The sequence below is a fragment of the Bradyrhizobium dasycarpum genome, from assembly GCF_042019905.1.
Classification (GTDB): Bacteria; Pseudomonadota; Alphaproteobacteria; order Rhizobiales; family Xanthobacteraceae; genus Bradyrhizobium; species Bradyrhizobium japonicum_B.
Map to the genome: position 1 here is coordinate 6,661,905 of NZ_CP169574.1, position 15,409 is coordinate 6,677,313.

Annotated in this window: 10 protein-coding genes and 5 pseudogenes; 11 read left to right on the plus strand and 4 right to left on the minus strand. The window is 62.1% G+C overall.

The genetic code is table 11. The features are described 5' to 3' along the window. Nucleotides 1–5: 5 nt before the first annotated feature. Nucleotides 6–1,233: pseudogene (locus ACETMP_RS31765) on the plus strand (aminotransferase class III-fold pyridoxal phosphate-dependent enzyme). Between the two features lie 538 nt (nt 1,234–1,771). After that, nucleotides 1,772–1,966: a hypothetical protein gene (locus ACETMP_RS31770; protein ID WP_375159220.1), complete on the plus strand. Its 195-nt coding sequence runs from the start codon at nt 1,772–1,774 to the stop codon at nt 1,964–1,966. A 99-nt stretch (nt 1,967–2,065) separates the two neighbouring features. On the opposite strand, the gene ACETMP_RS31775 is transcribed toward ACETMP_RS31770, so the two are convergent. The 4 genes and pseudogenes from ACETMP_RS31775 to ACETMP_RS31790 form a co-directional block, all read right to left on the minus strand. Further along, entirely contained in the window at nt 2,066–2,623 is a 558-nt protein-coding gene (locus tag ACETMP_RS31775) for a GNAT family N-acetyltransferase (RefSeq protein ID WP_375159221.1), read from the minus strand. 362 nt (nt 2,624–2,985) lie between these two features. Continuing rightward, nucleotides 2,986–3,198, minus strand: a pseudogene (locus ACETMP_RS31780) (transposase); the annotation flags it as partial. Nucleotides 3,199–3,417: 219 nt separating this feature from the next. After that, on the minus strand, nt 3,418–4,005 hold the full coding sequence (locus ACETMP_RS31785) for an ANTAR domain-containing response regulator (RefSeq protein ID WP_375159222.1): 588 nt from the start codon (nt 4,003–4,005) through the stop codon (nt 3,418–3,420). Further along, on the minus strand, nt 4,002–5,177 hold the full coding sequence (locus ACETMP_RS31790) for a transporter substrate-binding domain-containing protein (protein WP_375159223.1): 1,176 nt from the start codon (nt 5,175–5,177) through the stop codon (nt 4,002–4,004). The genes ACETMP_RS31785 and ACETMP_RS31790 overlap by 4 nt, the downstream gene beginning before the upstream one ends. A 412-nt stretch (nt 5,178–5,589) precedes the next feature. Between ACETMP_RS31790 and ACETMP_RS31795 the strand changes: the two genes are divergently transcribed. The 9 genes and pseudogenes from ACETMP_RS31795 (at nt 5,590) to ACETMP_RS31835 (ending at nt 15,052) form a co-directional block, all read left to right on the plus strand. Beyond that, the gene (locus tag ACETMP_RS31795) at nt 5,590–6,990 is read left to right on the plus strand and encodes an amidase (RefSeq protein ID WP_375159224.1); all 1,401 of its coding nucleotides are present in this window, start codon (nt 5,590–5,592) and stop codon (nt 6,988–6,990) included. A 17-nt stretch (nt 6,991–7,007) separates the two neighbouring features. Continuing rightward, nucleotides 7,008–8,004, plus strand: a pseudogene (locus ACETMP_RS31800) (acetamidase/formamidase family protein). A gap of 33 nt (nt 8,005–8,037) precedes the next feature. Continuing rightward, a complete protein-coding gene (locus ACETMP_RS31805; RefSeq protein ID WP_375159225.1) occupies nt 8,038–9,279 on the plus strand; it encodes an urea ABC transporter substrate-binding protein in 1,242 nt (413 codons plus the stop codon). 90 nt (nt 9,280–9,369) lie between these two features. Then, nucleotides 9,370–10,236: a branched-chain amino acid ABC transporter permease gene (locus ACETMP_RS31810; protein ID WP_135169740.1), complete on the plus strand. Its 867-nt coding sequence runs from the start codon at nt 9,370–9,372 to the stop codon at nt 10,234–10,236. A 15-nt stretch (nt 10,237–10,251) separates the two neighbouring features. Continuing rightward, nucleotides 10,252–11,316: a branched-chain amino acid ABC transporter permease gene (locus ACETMP_RS31815; protein WP_375159226.1), complete on the plus strand. Its 1,065-nt coding sequence runs from the start codon at nt 10,252–10,254 to the stop codon at nt 11,314–11,316. A gap of 2 nt (nt 11,317–11,318) precedes the next feature. Next, nucleotides 11,319–12,039, plus strand: a pseudogene (locus ACETMP_RS31820) (ABC transporter ATP-binding protein). Beyond that, entirely contained in the window at nt 12,029–12,754 is a 726-nt protein-coding gene (locus ACETMP_RS31825) for an ABC transporter ATP-binding protein (RefSeq protein ID WP_375159227.1), read from the plus strand. The pseudogene ACETMP_RS31820 and the gene ACETMP_RS31825 overlap by 11 nt, the downstream one beginning before the upstream one ends. Nucleotides 12,755–12,800: 46 nt before the next feature. Continuing rightward, a pseudogene (locus ACETMP_RS31830) lies at nt 12,801–13,561 on the plus strand (SDR family NAD(P)-dependent oxidoreductase). Between the two features lie 87 nt (nt 13,562–13,648). After that, a complete protein-coding gene (locus ACETMP_RS31835; protein WP_375159228.1) occupies nt 13,649–15,052 on the plus strand; it encodes an amidase in 1,404 nt (467 codons plus the stop codon). Nucleotides 15,053–15,409 lie beyond the last annotated feature (357 nt).

Consider the following 15,409-nt stretch of genomic DNA (forward strand, 5'->3'; position numbering starts at 1 on the left):
AGAGCATGCCGGAGATAATCAGAACAAGGGATGCTGCCCTGCGGGCGCGGGCCGAAAAGGTCGTCCCAGGCGGGATGTGGGGACATCTCCACGCGGCCAAGTTGCCGGAGACCTATCCGCAGTTCTTCAGCCGCGGCGAGGGCGGCGTGCTCTGGGATGTCGACGGTCACCGTTACGTGGACTTCATGTGCAGCTGGGGTCCCAACCTGCTCGGCCATCACCATCCCGAAGTGGAGGAAGCCGCCGAGCGTCAGCGGCGTGACGGCGACTGCCTCAATGGTCCGGCCGAGATCATGGTCGAGTTGGCCGAGCTCATCGTCGATATGGTGGGCCATGCCGATTGGACGCAGTTTCAGAAGAACGGCACCGACGCGACGACGACGTGCGTCACGATCGCAAGGGCTGCGACGGGGCGGCGAAAGATCCTCGTCGCCAAGGGCGCCTATCATGGCGCCGTGCCGTGGTGCTCACCGTCGCTTCTCGGCGTGACTGCGGAGGATCGCGCTCATCTCGAATATTTCACGTTCAACGATGTCGGAGAGCCTTGAGGCGGCGGCCAAGGCGGCGGGCGATGATCTTGCCGGGATTCTGATTTCGGCGTTCCGCCACGATCTCGGGTTCGACCAGGAACTTCCAACCGTGGAGTTCGCGCGCGCGGCGCGTCACATCTGCGACAGCAAGGGGGCCGCGCTGCTCATCGACGAAGTTCGTGCCGGCTTCCGCCTAAATGCCGCCGGCAGCTGGGAATCGCTCGGCGTTCGCCCGGATTTGTCGGCCTGGAGCAAGGCCATCGCCAATGGTCATGCCCTCGCCGCTGTGACCGGAGCCGATTGGCTGCGTCGTGCTGCGTCCCAGGTCTTTGTCACGGGGTCATTCTGGGCCGGCGCCGTCGCCATGGCTGCTGCCGTCGCGACGTTGAAAGTCGTGCGCAGGGACGATGTTCCGACCCGCCTTGCGCAGCTCGGGCAAACGCTGCGTGACGGCCTCGAGACGCGCTCCCGTCAGTTCGGTCTTTCGATCCGCCAATCGGGACCGGTGCAAATGCCGACCCTTTTGTTCGAGGGGGACCCCAACTATCGGAAAGGTTCGGCCTTCTGCAGCGCGATGCTTGCAAGAGGCGTCTACTTCCATCCCAAGCACAACATGTTCCTCTGCGCCGCTCATACCGAAGCCGACATCGCCGTGGCTCTCGAGGCATCGGAGCACGGGTTTGCAACAGTGGCGGCACTTTGATGTCACGTGGTGCAAAGACCATGATGGTGCGACGAATGCCCATATTCGGTCGGATAAGCCCAGTGGTGCGACCAGCAAGTGATTGATTGTTCTTTACCCGTCCGTCGCTATCTCTTAATCAGCGGGTCCCAGGTTCGAGCCCCGGTGCGCCCACCACATCAATGGTTTCGCCAGCAGACCGTTTGGACTCTGGTTTTCAAACGGGCCTTTCCGATCCGACGAGTTTCAGGGGGCCCATGAAACATTGGCGGTGTCACGGATCGATAGGTTTGCGCCGCTGGACTTTGTCACGTTTGCCCGCGTAGACCGGCTCACTACGCTTGCGACGCGCCCCTCCCACATTGCACGTTTCTGTTGCGAAAGCGCATGCTCGCATCTGATGGGTTTCCGACCTGACGGCGGCTTGCTCCTGGCTCCCGTTTGATCCCTGTCAACACGAGGCCCGACGGCCATGGAATCTTTTCGGTCTGTTGAACGGATGAGGTTCGCGATGAGATGCGTTGTAACTCTGAAAGACGGCAGCGCGATGGAACGGGCCATGGGAGCGCTGGCAAAATATCGGTATGCAGCCGGCGGCGAGTTCGTCGCTCCCGAGGGACATCCCCAGGAGTGGAAGAAGTGGCTTCTTGAAATCAACTCAGCTGAGGTCGAGGCGATCCGGGACCATGTGTGTGATGGAGACATCGTCGACATCAAGCCGATTAATGGATCGGATGGCGCTGAGTGGCACTGATCGCAGGCTTTGCACGTGGACGATACGGCGACCACCGCGCTATCGCGAAGGCTTCCGCAAAGAGTCGCATGCGCAAACGCGCAAGCGCGGCTCACCGCTTCAAAGCGACGCTTCGAACTCTGTCTCGTTGCAGACTACTTTGCTCATGAGGATACTTCCTCCGGCGTGCTGAAGTCTCGGGTGTGACGGGATCTGCGCGATCCCACGTTCCGCGAAGCCATGCTTGCTGTAGAAGCGTCGCGCAATTGTGTTGTCCGCCCAGACATGGAGACTTACTCGGGGCAGGCCGATCATACGCGCTTGAGCTTGTGCCCATGACAAGAGCGTCGTGCCAACCCCTTGGTGCTTCATGTTGTCGTGAACCGCCAGCGCGTTCAGGAGCAGGCTGTCTTTCTCCTGTAGTCCTAAAATCGGACGAATGTGATCCAGGCGCTCCCTCGGCACGAGAGGATAGGTCTCGCCATCGATAGCGGCAGCGGGAAACGCGTTCGCGATACCGACCACTCGGTCTTCTGTGTGAGTTGCCACAAAACAGTTGCGGTATGAAATCGGAGGCTCGTCGCGGGCGATCCCGACTGACAGGATCTCTTCCGCCGTCACGAAGGGAATCAGATCGTCAAACAAGAACTCATAGAGGCCGCCGCCTGCTGTGCACATGTGCTGCGCTATGTCGGGGCTGTCAATTGCATGTGCAGGTCTGAAGTTGACGCTGGATGTGCACGTTTTCTCCGACTCGGGAGCTTGTGGATGGGTCGTCTCACGGGTTGATGTGGAGCCTCCCTGCTCAGTTCTTGTAGCCTTTGGCATTCTCTTGATTCCGCGAGTTGAGGTATGTTTCGGACGTTACCGCGACCGTCGGAATAGCGTTGGCTCGACGAACGCCGCACGCCTGACGGCCTCGCCAGGCAAAGTCTCCGCTTCTAGGACCGCCGGTCGACCCAAACCAGCTGGAGGAACGATTTGATCCTTGAACCCATATCAGCAAGCCTGACGCGCAGCTTCTTGATTTGAGTCAATTGTAGGATCGCGACGGCGAGGCGAACGATGGCGTCTTCATTTGGGAAGAGGCAAACCACCTCTGTTCGCCGCTTGATTTCGCCGTTGAGGCGCCCGATCGGATTGGTCGAATACAGCTTGGCACGGTTCTGAGGCGGGAAGCTCACATAGGCGAGTACGTTCCTCAATGTTGTATCTGGGTCAGGGCCGCCGCCCGACATAGCCGGCATTTTCCCACTTCTGTTCAATGTCATTGGCGACGCATTGGGGCAGCTACGCCGCGCTGCCATCGAAATAGTGCTTGAAGTCGACGTGGACCCTCATGTTGTCCTGGCGGTAGGCGCGCCATGCGATCGTAGAGAAGAACGGACGCCGTCTCGAAACGCCGATAGACCGATTTGAGCATCGGTGATCTCGATTCTTCCGTCTCGGGATCGTTCCCAACAGGGAGCAATCTAACCCGTTGCGCGCGGAAGCATACCCCTTGCCGTTATCTCGGCCGAGAGTTCTTCGATCGTCTTGCGCTGCTCCATGGCAGTTCTTCGGATCAGTGCAAAGGAAGCAGGTTCGGCGAGCGCATGCGAATGCATTACCTGAAGAACGGCGGCGAGCACGACGCGACGTGACCGCAGACGCTGTTCGAGCTTGAAAATCTGTTGTTTCAACTCGCTCGTGCGTTCGTTCCGCTCGAATGCCATGACGAGAGCTGCATAGATGCCGGCCGATCGCAACGGCTTGATGAGGAACGAAGCTGGATCGAGTTCGAACACGAGCTTGAGTCGACTTGGCGTCTCTGTGCCGACCAGGGCGATGACAGGTGATCGCGTCAGGAATGCGCGTTGCGCCGGTTGCAGCAGGGGCAGGAAGTCGTCGTCGATCAACGACAAATCCGGTGCGAAGTCGACGGGCTCCGCCGGCGTCCATGCGACACCCTCGAGTCCCAGACGCTCGAACTGGCGTCGCACGATGGTTGCGTCGCGTTCGTCTTTGATGGCGACGAGAGCCTTGCGTCCGCGTAGCGAAAATGAAGACGGTCTGCTCATTTCACAACCCGCAAATGCGGCGCGTGCGGCAATGCGCCGCCCGCCGAGGTTTCTTTCGACGGGCTGACGGCGACGTCGAGCTGCGTCAGGTAGGGATCAGGCTTAACAGGCGCGTCGGCTTCCCAGAAGATATCAAACTGTCCTTGCGGGTTGGAGACGGCAAGCCGCGGTGTAAGGACGCAATGATTGTTGCCGCCGTCGATCCACACCGGCCCTTGCGGCGAATTGTAGCGATATCCCGCCGCGGCGCGCCGCACTTCGGCAATGTCGGACGTGCCCGCGCGCTGCAGAGCGCGCGCCAGCAGATACACCGCGACATAGGCGGATTGACCATCGACGGAGGGACTGCTGTCCTCGCCATAGCGCGCCCTCCAGCGCGTGACGAAGGCGCGGTTCTCCGGCAAGCGAATGCTCTCGAAATAGGCTGACGAGGTGATGCAGCCGGCCGATGCAGGCCCGACGATCGCTAGTTCCGGCTCGCACAAGCTGCAACTTAGCATGGGAATCTCCAGGCCGGCGGCCTTGGTGCCGGCGTTGAAGGCGCGGATGAAGTCGTAGCTCGAGCTTCCGACCAGTGTGTTGAACACGATTGGCGGCTTTCGGCGAACGATCTCATCGACGATATGCCCGACGGCGCTTTCGCCCAGCTCGAGCAGTCGTTCCGCGAGGATGTGGCCGTTTGCCGCGCTGACCAATTCGCGGGTGACGCGATTGGTCTCCCATGTCCAGACATAGTTGGAGCCGACGCAGAAAAACTCCCGCGACAGATTGTCGAGAACGTAGCGGACCAGCGGCAACACGTTGTGATTGGGCGAGGCGCCGACATAGATCACGTTGTCCGAGCACTCGAAGCCCTCATAGCGGGCGGGATACCAGAGCAGGCGATCGGTGCGCTCCACGATTGGGAGCACCTGCTTGCGCGAGGCCGAGGTGTAGCAGCCGATGATGTGCTCGACGCCGACGTTGCGGATGAGGTCGTCGCAGACCGTGTGATATTCGGAGACGATGCCGCGGGGGTCGCGGATATGGGGCGCGATCGAGAAGTCGAACTCCGCCTGGCCGTTGATCTCGTCGACCGCCATGATCGCGCTCTTGAGGATCTCGCGGCCCATCGCCTGATATGGCCCGGACTGCGAGCAGACGATGCCAACGGGAACAGACGGCTTTGTCATTGACGGCTTTCGGTCGCGGAACGCGAGCATGAGATCATCATCGCCGACGACAGCGCAAGTGGCTTGCCCTTTTGCTGCGCAGCACTCTCGAAATTTAGGCAGGCGGCATCGTTGACAACATGATGGGCAGTTACTTAGACTTTTCTCCTACAGGGCGACCTGTCGAACCTCGCGTGCGCTGATCTGGCCGATGACGTCCAGCTCTTTGCTACCTAATTGCTTCGTTCGATCACGGACCCTAAGCGACAGATCATAGCCGCGGCATTTGAGCCATTCGTCACCTCATTCGGGAGGGGCGGGTGGCTTTTTTCGTTTTTGCCGCCAGGACAGCTGGCGATGCGTCCGCATCGCCAGAACGGTGACGCATGCGCCTGACGGCCGTGTGTCATGTCGAGCGAGAGGATGAGGAGCAATGGCGGCAACAGATCTCCACTATCTTGGACTCGTCGAGATCGGACAAAAGCTCCAGGCAAAGGAACTGTCATCGGTCGAAGTCACCAAGGCGTTGCTCGGCCGGATCGACGAGCTCGACGGAAAGCTCAGGAGTTTTGCGTATGTCATGGCCGACTCGGCGCTTGCGGAAGCAGCCGCGGCCGAGAAGGAGATCGCCTCCGGCAAAATCAAGGGGCCGCTGCACGGTGTGCCGGTGGCGGTGAAGGATCTCTGCTGGGCGAAGGGCGCACCCGCCGCGCATGGCATGACGATCCATCGCGACTTCCGCCCCACTGAGGATGCAACGGTCGTCGCGCGGCTGAAGGATGCCGGCGCGATCATCCTCGGCAAGCTGCAGCAGACCGAAGGCGCTTACGCCGACCATCATCCGAAGATCGACCCGCCGAGAAATCCGTGGAACGCGGATCTCTGGCCCGGTGCCTCTTCGAGCGGCTCAGGCGTTGCGACTGCGGCGGGCCTCTGCTTCGGCTCGCTCGGTACCGATACCGGCGGGTCGATCCGCTTTCCGTCCGCGGCGAACGGCGTCACCGGACTCAAGCCGACCTGGGGACGGGTCAGCCGCTATGGCGCATTCGAGCTTGCGGCGACGCTGGACCACATCGGCCCGATGGCGCGGAGTGCGGTCGATTGCGGTGCCATCCTCGGCGTGATCGCCGGGCAGGATCCCAAGGATACGACAGCGGTGCCGCTGGCCGTGCCCGATTATCTCGCCGGCCTGACCGGAGATCTGCGCGACGTGACCATCGGCGTCGATCGACGCTGGACCAGCGAAGGCACCGACGGCGATGCGGCCAAGGTGCTGGCCGAGGGTTTGCGGGTGGCGGCTGATCTCGGGGCGAAGATCAAGGAAATTGCGTTTCCCGATCCCAAGGCGATCATCGACGACTGGTTCCCGCTCTGCGGCATCGAAGTCGCGGTCGCGCACGAGGATACCTATCCGGCGCGCAAGGACGAATACGGCCCGGCGCTGGCCGGCCTGCTCGATCTCGGACGGCAACAGTCCGGTATGGACTACCAGAAGATCGTGCTCCGCCGCGAAGCGTTTCGCGGCGCTGTGCGGGCGCTGTTCGAGACGGTCGATCTCCTCGCGGTACCGGCCCAGGCGTTCGCGGCGCCGACGCTTGCCAAGATGGCAGCGCTCGGAGAGGACGCCTCGCTGATCGGAGGCCTGCTCCGCTTTACGTGCCCGTTCGATATGACGGGAAGTCCGACAGTGACATTGCCCGGCGGCTTCGCGGCGAATGGCGGCCCGGTCGGCTTCCAGTTTGTCGGCCGTCATTTCGACGAGGCCTGCCTCGTTCGCGCAGGCGATGCGTTCCAGCGCGTCACCGACTGGCACAAGCGTCATCCCGCGATCTGAGCCGAGGAGCCGATCTCATGTCCGAAGACTGGTTGAAGACATCCATCATGGCCAAGCGCGCCGTCGCCAGGGGCGCGGCCGGCGCGACCAATAGCCTTACGATCGAACAGCAGGGGGACTTCCACTTCGTCTACGGTCCCTATGCCAAGCCGACCCTGACGATCGACCCCGGTGGGGTGGTCGTCGTCGAGACCGAAGATGCTTTTGGCGGCGTGCTGACCAAGGAGACCGACAGCCCCACCTCCAAGCTCAATTTCCCCTATCTCAACCCGCAATGCGGGCCGATCGCGGTTAAGGGCGCCAAGAAGGGCGATTGCCTCGCGATCTACATCCGCGACGTCGAAACCCGGGGCGAGCAGCCGGCCGGGACGACCTGCATCATTCCGGAGTTCGGCGGATTGGTCGGGACCAGCTCGACGGCAATGCTCAATTCGCCGCTGCCCGAGCGCGTGAAGAAGGTGCATGTCGACAGGAACGGCGTGCGCTGGAACGACAAGCTCACGCTGCCCTACGAACCGTTCATCGGCACCATCGGCGTTTCGCCGGAGATCGAGGCGATTTCGTCCCTACAGCCGGACTATCACGGCGGCAACATGGATCTGCCCGACGTCGCTCCGGGTGCCATCATCTATTTCCCGGTGCATACCGACGGCGGGATGCTCTACGTCGGCGACTGCCACGCGACGCAGGGCGACGGCGAGCTCTCCGGAGTCGCGCTCGAGCAGCGCGCGACCGTCACGCTCCAGGTCGATCTGATCAAGAATTGGAACTTTGCCTGGCCGCGGCCTCGAGACGAAGGACTTTATCATGACGATCGGCAGCGCGCGTCCGCTCGAGGACGCCGCACGCATCGCCTATCGCGAGCTCGTGCGGTGGATGGCGGCCGATTACGGCTTCGATGAGATCGACGCCTACATGCTGCTCAGCCAGGCCGGCCGCATGCGCCTCGGCAACATGGTCGACCCCAAATACACAATGGGGGCGTCCATCCTGAAGAACTATCTCAAGCCATGACATCCAGCCGCTTTCAATAGAGGGGACATCACGATGAACTCGGGACGCAAGTTACGGACGGTTTTGCTCGGCGCCATGCTCGGCACTGTGGCGTCGATGAGTATTGCCAGCGCCGCGGAACCGCCGCTGAAGGTCGGCCTGCTCGAGGACGTGTCCGGCGACCTTGCCTTCATGGGTATGCCGAAGCTGCACGGTTCGCAGCTCGCCGTCGAGGAGATCAACAAGAGCGGCGGCATCCTGGGACGGCAGATCGAACTCATTCACCTCGATCCGCAGGGCGACAATGCGCGCTACCAGGAGTTCGGCCGGCGCCTGCTCAATCGCGACAAGGTCGACGTGCTGATCGGCGGCATCACTTCGGCCTCGCGCGAGGCGCTGCGTCCGATCGTCGATCGGACCACGACGCCGTATTTCTACACCAACCAGTACGAGGGCGGGGTCTGCGATGCCAGCATGATCAGTATGGGCGCGGTGCCCGAGCAGCAATTCTCGACGCTGATTCCCTGGATGGTCGAGAAGTTCGGCAAGAAGGTCTATGTCATCGCCGCTGACTACAATTTCGGTCAGATCTCGGCGGAGTGGAACCGCAAGATCATGAAGGACCTGGGCGGCGAGGTCGTGGGCGAGGAGTTCATCCCGCTCGGCGTGTCGCAGTTCGCGCAGACCATCCAGAACATCCAGAAGGCAAAGCCCGACTGGCTGCTGACGATCAACGTCGGTGCCGCGCAGGATTCGTTCTTCGAGCAGGCGGCCGCGGCCAACCTCAACCTGCCAATGGGCTCGTCGATCAAGGTCATGCTCGGCTTCGAGCACAAGCGGTTCAAGCCGCCGGCGCTCAACAACATGCACGCGACCGCGAACTGGTTCGAGGAGATCGACACGCCCGAAGCGACCGAGTTCAAGAAGCGCTGGCGCGCCAAGTTCCCCGACGAACTCTACATCAACGACATGGGGTACAACGCCTATAACGCGCTCTACATGTACAAGGCGCTGGTCGAGAAGGCGAAGTCGATCAAGCTCGACGACATGCGCAAGGTCATCGCGACCGGCGATGCCTGCATCGATGCGCCCGAGGGCAAGGTCTGCATCGATCCGAAGAGCCAGCACACCTCGCACCGCATGCGCCTGATCTCCGTCGGGCCGAAGCATGAGGTGAAGGTCGAGAAGGACTACGGCACGATCCAGCCTTACTGGCTTGGCGAGATCGGATGCGATCTCACGAAGAAGAACGACAAGGATCAATACACGCCAAGCCACCTCCCCAAAAAGTCCTGAGGCGGGCACGGATCTTGCTCGTGGTGGTCACGACGATTTCAAACCAAGCCGGCGCCGCGACGATGCGGCGCCGCTATCGAGGGGATCGCGATGTCGGCTGAATTGTTCTCGCTGTTCTATCAGTTCGCCGACGTCTTCGCGTTCCTCATTCTCTCGGCCGCAGGCCTCGCCATCGTGTTCGGCATGATGGGCGTCATCAACATGGCGCATGGCGAGTTCATCATGTGCGGAGCCTATGTCACGGTTGGTCTGGTCAATCTGGGGGTGCCGCTCGCCGTCGCGCAGATCCTGGCGGCGCTCACGGCGGGCCTCATCGGTGTCCTCGTCGAGTTCCTGGTGGTGCGGCGGTTCTACAAGCGCCCGCTGGATTCGCTGCTCGCGACCTGGGGACTAAGCCTGATCGTGACGCAGTCTATGCTCCTGATAGTTGGCTCCGCCGTGCGCGGCATCGGAACGCCCGAGGGCAGCTTCGCGATTGGCGGCTATACGTTCTCGACCTACCGTCTGGTGCTGTTCGGCTGCGCAGTCGCGGTGCTGGCCGGTCTCTACATCATCTTCATGAAGACGCGGTTCGGCGTGATTGCTCGTGCCACCATGCAGAACGCAGCGATGGCGAAGGCGCTCGGCGCACGCACCGGCCGCATCTATGCGATCAGCTTCGGGATCGGAACCGGCCTTGCCGGGCTTTGCGGCGCGCTGTATGCGCCGACGATGACGTTGATCCCGACCATGGGGGCGACCTTCGTAGTCGAGAGTTTTGTGACCGTCGTGATCGGAGGAGCCAACGTGCTGCTCGGAACGGCGCCGGCCGCCGTGTTCCTGGCGATGATCCGAATGGCGCTGAACGCTAGCTACGGCCAGATAATAGGGCAGATCGGTATGCTGGTCGCCGTCATCCTGATCATTCGCGTGTTACCCGAAGGGCTCTCCAGCGTGCTGGTTCGTCGTGGGCGTTAGAGGGAAGAATATGTGATGTTCAAGCTGCTTGAAGGCCCACAAACGCTCGGACGCGGCAAGATATTCTGGTCGTGCATCTTGGTCGTGCTCGCGGGCGCGCTGGCCTATCCCTCGTTTGCCGATTCCTACGATGTCGGCAATTTCGCCTACTTCCTGATCTGGATCTTCATGGCGCTCGGCCTCTGTCTGATGTGGGGCTATGGCGGCATGCTGTCGTTCGGCCAGACGCTCTTCTTCGGCATCGCCGGTTACGGCTACGGCGTGCTCGCCATCAACATGGGCGGCGGCACGGCGACGATCGCCGCGCTCGTGCTCTCTGTCGTCCTGGCGATGATCGCGGCCGGCATCCTCGGCTATTTCATGATCTGGGGCGGGATCAACGGCATCTTCTTCGGCATCGTGACGCTGTCCGCAACGCTGGTGCTCGCCTTCTTCCTCGGACAAACGGCCGGACCGGAATGGCACATCGGCTCGGCGCGGCTGAACGGCTTCAACGGCATGAAGGGCATGGACCCTCTAACGGTGGGTGACGTCTACGTCGAGGGATCGGCGCTCTACTACGTCATGGTCGCGCTGATCGTGATCGTCTATCTCGCGCTGCGTATTCTGGTGAATTCGGGCATCGGCAACGTTATCGTGGCGACGCGGGAGAATCCCCAGCGTGCGGAGATGCTGGGCTACGACGTCCGCAAGTATCAGCTGCTGACCTTCGTGATCGGCAGCGGCCTCGCCGGCCTCAGCGGCGCGCTCTACACGTCCTGGGGGCAGTTCATCACGCCATCCAGCATCGGCTTGCCGGCGGCCGCGATGCCGATCGTATGGGTGGCCTTCTCCGGGCGCAGCGATCTGACTGCGACGCTGGTTGGGTCGTTCCTGCTTCTCTTCGGCTTTCAGACCATCACCGTCTACAGCCAGCAGGCGGCGCTGGTGCTGATGGGGGCGCTGTTGCTCGCGACCGTGATGCTGGCGCCGCAAGGTTTCGTGCTCGGCATCGGCAAGCTCGCCGCCGACTGGTGGCAGGCACGCCGGCGGCGCAGCGACGTAGCCGAAGCCGGCCGCCTGCAACCGGAAGAGTCCTGATCATGGCGCTGGTCGAAGTCAAAGGCGTTTCGAAGCGCTTCGGCGGGCTGACGGCGGTCTCGAGCGTCGACCTCACGGTCAATGCTGGCGAGATCCATTGCCTGATCGGACCCAACGGCGCCGGCAAGAGCACGCTGTTCAAGCTGATCGTCGGCCTCTATCCGCCGACCGAGGGCAACATCCTGTTCGACACCGTCGATATCACGGCCGAGCGGCCCTACGCGCGGGTGCAGCGGGGCATGAGCATCAAGATGCAGGCCCCGAGCGTCTTCAAGGAATTGCCTGTCCGCCAGAACATCCAGACCGCGCTGCAGGAGCGACTGTCCGGCCCGGAACGCATCGCCGAGGAAGACCGCCTGCTGACGATGCTCAATCTCGCGGCGGATTGCGACAAGCTCGCAGGCGCGCTGTCGCACGGCCAGCAACAATGGCCTCGAGATCGGGATGGCGCTGGCGTTGAAGCCGCAGCTCCTGCTGCTGGACGAGCCGACGGCCGGCATGTCGCCGGAAGAAACCTTCAAGACCGGCGAGCTGATCAGGTCGTTCAATGCCGAGGGAATGACGGTGCTCGTGGTCGAGCATGACATGGCCTTCGTACGCCAGGTGGCCCAACGAGTCACGGTGCTGCATCTCGGCAGGATTTTTGCGCGCGGGACGCTCGAAAGCATCCTGCAGGACGAGAAGGTCGCGGAAATCTATCTGGGTAAGGCCCATGCTCACTAATGTTTCGTCCCCTGAGCGGATTATCGACGTCGCCGAATTGTGGGCGGGATACGGCGCGACGCCGATCCTGCAGGGCGTCAGCATGTCGGTTTGGCGCGGCGAGATCGTCGGCGTGATCGGCCGCAACGGTGTCGGCAAATCGACCCTGATGCGCTGCCTGATCGGACTGCTGCAAACCTGGCGCGGGACGATCAGCTTCATGGGGCAGGACGTCACGGCGCTGGAAGCCGACGCACGGGCACGGGCCGGCTTCGGCTACATCCCGCAAGGGCGCGACGTGTTTCCGCAAATGACCGTCGAGGAAAACCTGCAGGTCGGCGAGCTGATCGGTGGTCCGGGCGGCAAGAAGCTGCCGGAGCTGGTTTATGAGTATTTCCCGCGGCTGAAGGAGCGACGGCGACAGGCCGCGGGCACCATGTCGGGCGGCGAGCAACAGCAGCTCGCCATAGGCCGCGCGCTGATCGGCAATCCGTCCCTGATGATTCTGGACGAGCCCTCCGAGGGTATCCAGCCGTCGATCGTTCAGCACATCTGTGAGGCGCTTCGGTCGTTCCGCAACGAGCTCGGAACCACCATCATCTTCGTCGAGCAGAACCTCGACACGATCCTGGCGATCGCCGAACGCTGCTACATCATGGAGAAGGGCAAGATTACGCGGTCGCTCGCAGGCGCCGAGGTCAACGAGGACAACGTGCGCGAGCAGCTTCTGCTCTGAACGGCCTCAGGCATGCTTTCAAGTCGTCAATAGGGAGGGAACGAACATGGATCTCGGACTCAAGGGCGCAAAGGTTCTCGTCACAGGCAGCACCAAGGGGATCGGCAGGGCGATCGCCGACACCTTCGCGGCAGAAGGGGCCAATGTCGGCATTTGCGCGCGCAACCAGGCGGACGTCGACAGCGCGGTCACTGCGATCAAGGCGAAGGGCGTCGCCGCGTTCGGCAGCTCGGTCGACGTTTCCAATGGTCCGGCGCTCAAGGCCTGGGTAGAGGATATGGCCTCCAAGCTCGGCGGCATCGACATCGTCGTCGCCAATGTCAGCGCGTTATCGATCGGGCAGGACGAGGAGAGCTGGGAGAAGGAGTTCTCCACCGACATGATGGGCACGGTGCGGCTGATCAATGCGGCGATGCCATATCTGGAGAAGAGCAAGGCCGCCGCGATCGTCACCATCTCCAGCGTGTCGGGCCGCGAGGTCGATTTCGCCAGCGGTCCCTACGGCACATTCAAGGCCGCGATTATCCACTACACGCAGGGACTCGCCTTCCAGCTTGCCGGCAAGGGCATCCGCGCCAACTCGGTGTCGCCGGGCAACACATTTTCGAGGGCGGTGTCTGGAATCAGATCAAGGACGGCAATCCCGAGCTGTACAAGACTGCGCTGGCGCTCAATCCGACCGGCCGCATGGGCACGCCGCAGGAAATGGCAAACGGCGCGGTCTTTCTTGCCAGCAAGGCTGCGAGCTTTATCACCGGGACCAACCTCGTGGTCGACGGTGCGCTCACGCGCGGGGTGCAGTTTTAGGCGCATTCCGAGCCGTGCAGCGACGAAACCGGGCCGTCAGCGGCGCCGGCGGGTAGGGCCATTTTCCGACAATAACAGGGCTGTCAGATGTCAGCAGATCCAATCCACTACAAGTCGATCACCGAGCTCTCCGAGCTGTTCCGCCGCGGCGAGCTTCTGCCCTCGAAAGTGACCGAGGCCATGCTGAGCCGGATCGCCAGGCTCGACGGCAAATTCCACGGCTATGCGCTCGTCCTTGCCGAGCGCGCCATCGCACAGGCCAAGCGCTGTGACGCCGAGCTCGCCAAGGGCATCTGGCGCGGGCCGCTGCACGGCGTGCCGATCGGACTGAAGGACCTCTGCTACACGACCTTTGCGCCGACGGCCGGTGGCACCACGATCCACGCCAAATTCGTCCCGTCCTTCAACGCGACGATCGTGGACCGGCTCGAACAGGCCGGCGCCGTCACGCTTGGCAAGCTAAAAATGACCGAGGGCGCCTACACCAGCCACCATCCGAACGACCAGGCGCCGCTCAATCCCTGGGGTGTCGATTACTGGGTCGGCTCGTCCTCGAGCGGATCGGGCGTGGCGACGTCGGCGGGGCTCTGCTTCGGCTCGATCGGTAGCGACACCGGCGGCTCAATCCGGTTTCCGTCGGCAACATGCGGGCTGACCGGGATCAAGCCGACCTGGGGACGCGTCAGCCGCTATGGGGTCTTTCCCCTGGCGGACTCGCTCGACCATATCGGGCCTATGTGCCGGAGCGCGTCCGATGCGGCCGCCATGCTCGGCATCATCGCAGGGGCGGATGTCAACGATCCCACGGTCCTGCAGGCGCCGGTGCCGGACTATCTCGCAGGTATCGGTGGCGGGGTCCGGGGCCTGCGGATCGGCGTAGACCGCAGCTACACCCAGAACGGAATCGATCCGCAAGTGGTTGCCGCGTTGCTGGAAGCCGAGCGGACGCTCGCTGCGCTTGGGGCCGATATCCGCGAGGTTAAGTTCCCGGCCTACGAGAAGCTCGTAAGCATGTGGATTCCGATGTGCTCGATCGAGACCGCAGAGGCGCATCTCGAAACCTATCCGTCCCGGAAGTCGGAATACGGCCCCGATCTAGCGCAGTTGATCGAGCAGGGCAGATCGATGAGCGGCGTCGAGATCGCGCAGATCCATCACGAGAGGCTGAAGTTCTGTGGCAGCTTGGCGGCCCTGTTTGCCGATATCGACCTGCTCCTGATCCCCACAATGCCCGTGCCGATTCCGACGCTGACCAAGATGGGCGAGTACGGCGCGGATCCGAACGTGCTCCTCAGCATCTTGCGCTTCACCGCGGTGTTCGACTTCTCGGGCAGTCCGACTATCACGCTGCCGAATGGCATGGCGTCGGATAGCCTGCCGCTCAGCATGCAGCTCGTCGGCCCGCATCTGTCGGAGGATGTGCTCGCCCGCGCCGGGCATGCGTTCCAGTCGGTGACGGACTGGCACACTCGTCGTGCCCCGATCGATTGACTTTTTTTGGCCCGGTCGGGGGCCGAACCACCGATTTTCGCATCACTCACGGTATGTGAATTACACCGTGGAGTACATGCAATGGAGATTTGAGATTTTCGCCACTTCTACAAGCTATTCAATCCATCGACTCTGATAGGTAGCGAAATCGCCAAGACTTCGAGCGGCGCAAGTTATCCTGTAAATCCAAGATCGAAAAATTGCGGCGGATATACCGTCGGGATTTGTCCGTCAGACGTGGCGATTTGTGATTGCAGGACAACGACAAAGCCTCTTGCTAAATGATTGAGTGGGAGTGAGGAGGAGTACTGTGGAGTAGAATCAAGTACTCTGGCGGGCTTCAGGTGAATGTTTGTC

Coding starts and splice junctions, on each gene's coding strand:
- ACETMP_RS31770 (WP_375159220.1), top strand. CDS start 1,772: ATGGGAGCGCTGGCAAAATATCGGTATGCAGCCGGCGGCGAGTTCGTC.
- ACETMP_RS31775 (WP_375159221.1), bottom strand. CDS start 2,623: ATGTGCACAGCAGGCGGCGGCCTCTATGAGTTCTTGTTTGACGATCTG.
- ACETMP_RS31785 (WP_375159222.1), bottom strand. CDS start 4,005: ATGAGCAGACCGTCTTCATTTTCGCTACGCGGACGCAAGGCTCTCGTC.
- ACETMP_RS31790 (WP_375159223.1), bottom strand. CDS start 5,177: ATGACAAAGCCGTCTGTTCCCGTTGGCATCGTCTGCTCGCAGTCCGGG.
- ACETMP_RS31795 (WP_375159224.1), top strand. CDS start 5,590: ATGGCGGCAACAGATCTCCACTATCTTGGACTCGTCGAGATCGGACAA.
- ACETMP_RS31805 (WP_375159225.1), top strand. CDS start 8,038: ATGAACTCGGGACGCAAGTTACGGACGGTTTTGCTCGGCGCCATGCTC.
- ACETMP_RS31810 (WP_135169740.1), top strand. CDS start 9,370: ATGTCGGCTGAATTGTTCTCGCTGTTCTATCAGTTCGCCGACGTCTTC.
- ACETMP_RS31815 (WP_375159226.1), top strand. CDS start 10,252: ATGTTCAAGCTGCTTGAAGGCCCACAAACGCTCGGACGCGGCAAGATA.
- ACETMP_RS31825 (WP_375159227.1), top strand. CDS start 12,029: ATGCTCACTAATGTTTCGTCCCCTGAGCGGATTATCGACGTCGCCGAA.
- ACETMP_RS31835 (WP_375159228.1), top strand. CDS start 13,649: ATGTCAGCAGATCCAATCCACTACAAGTCGATCACCGAGCTCTCCGAG.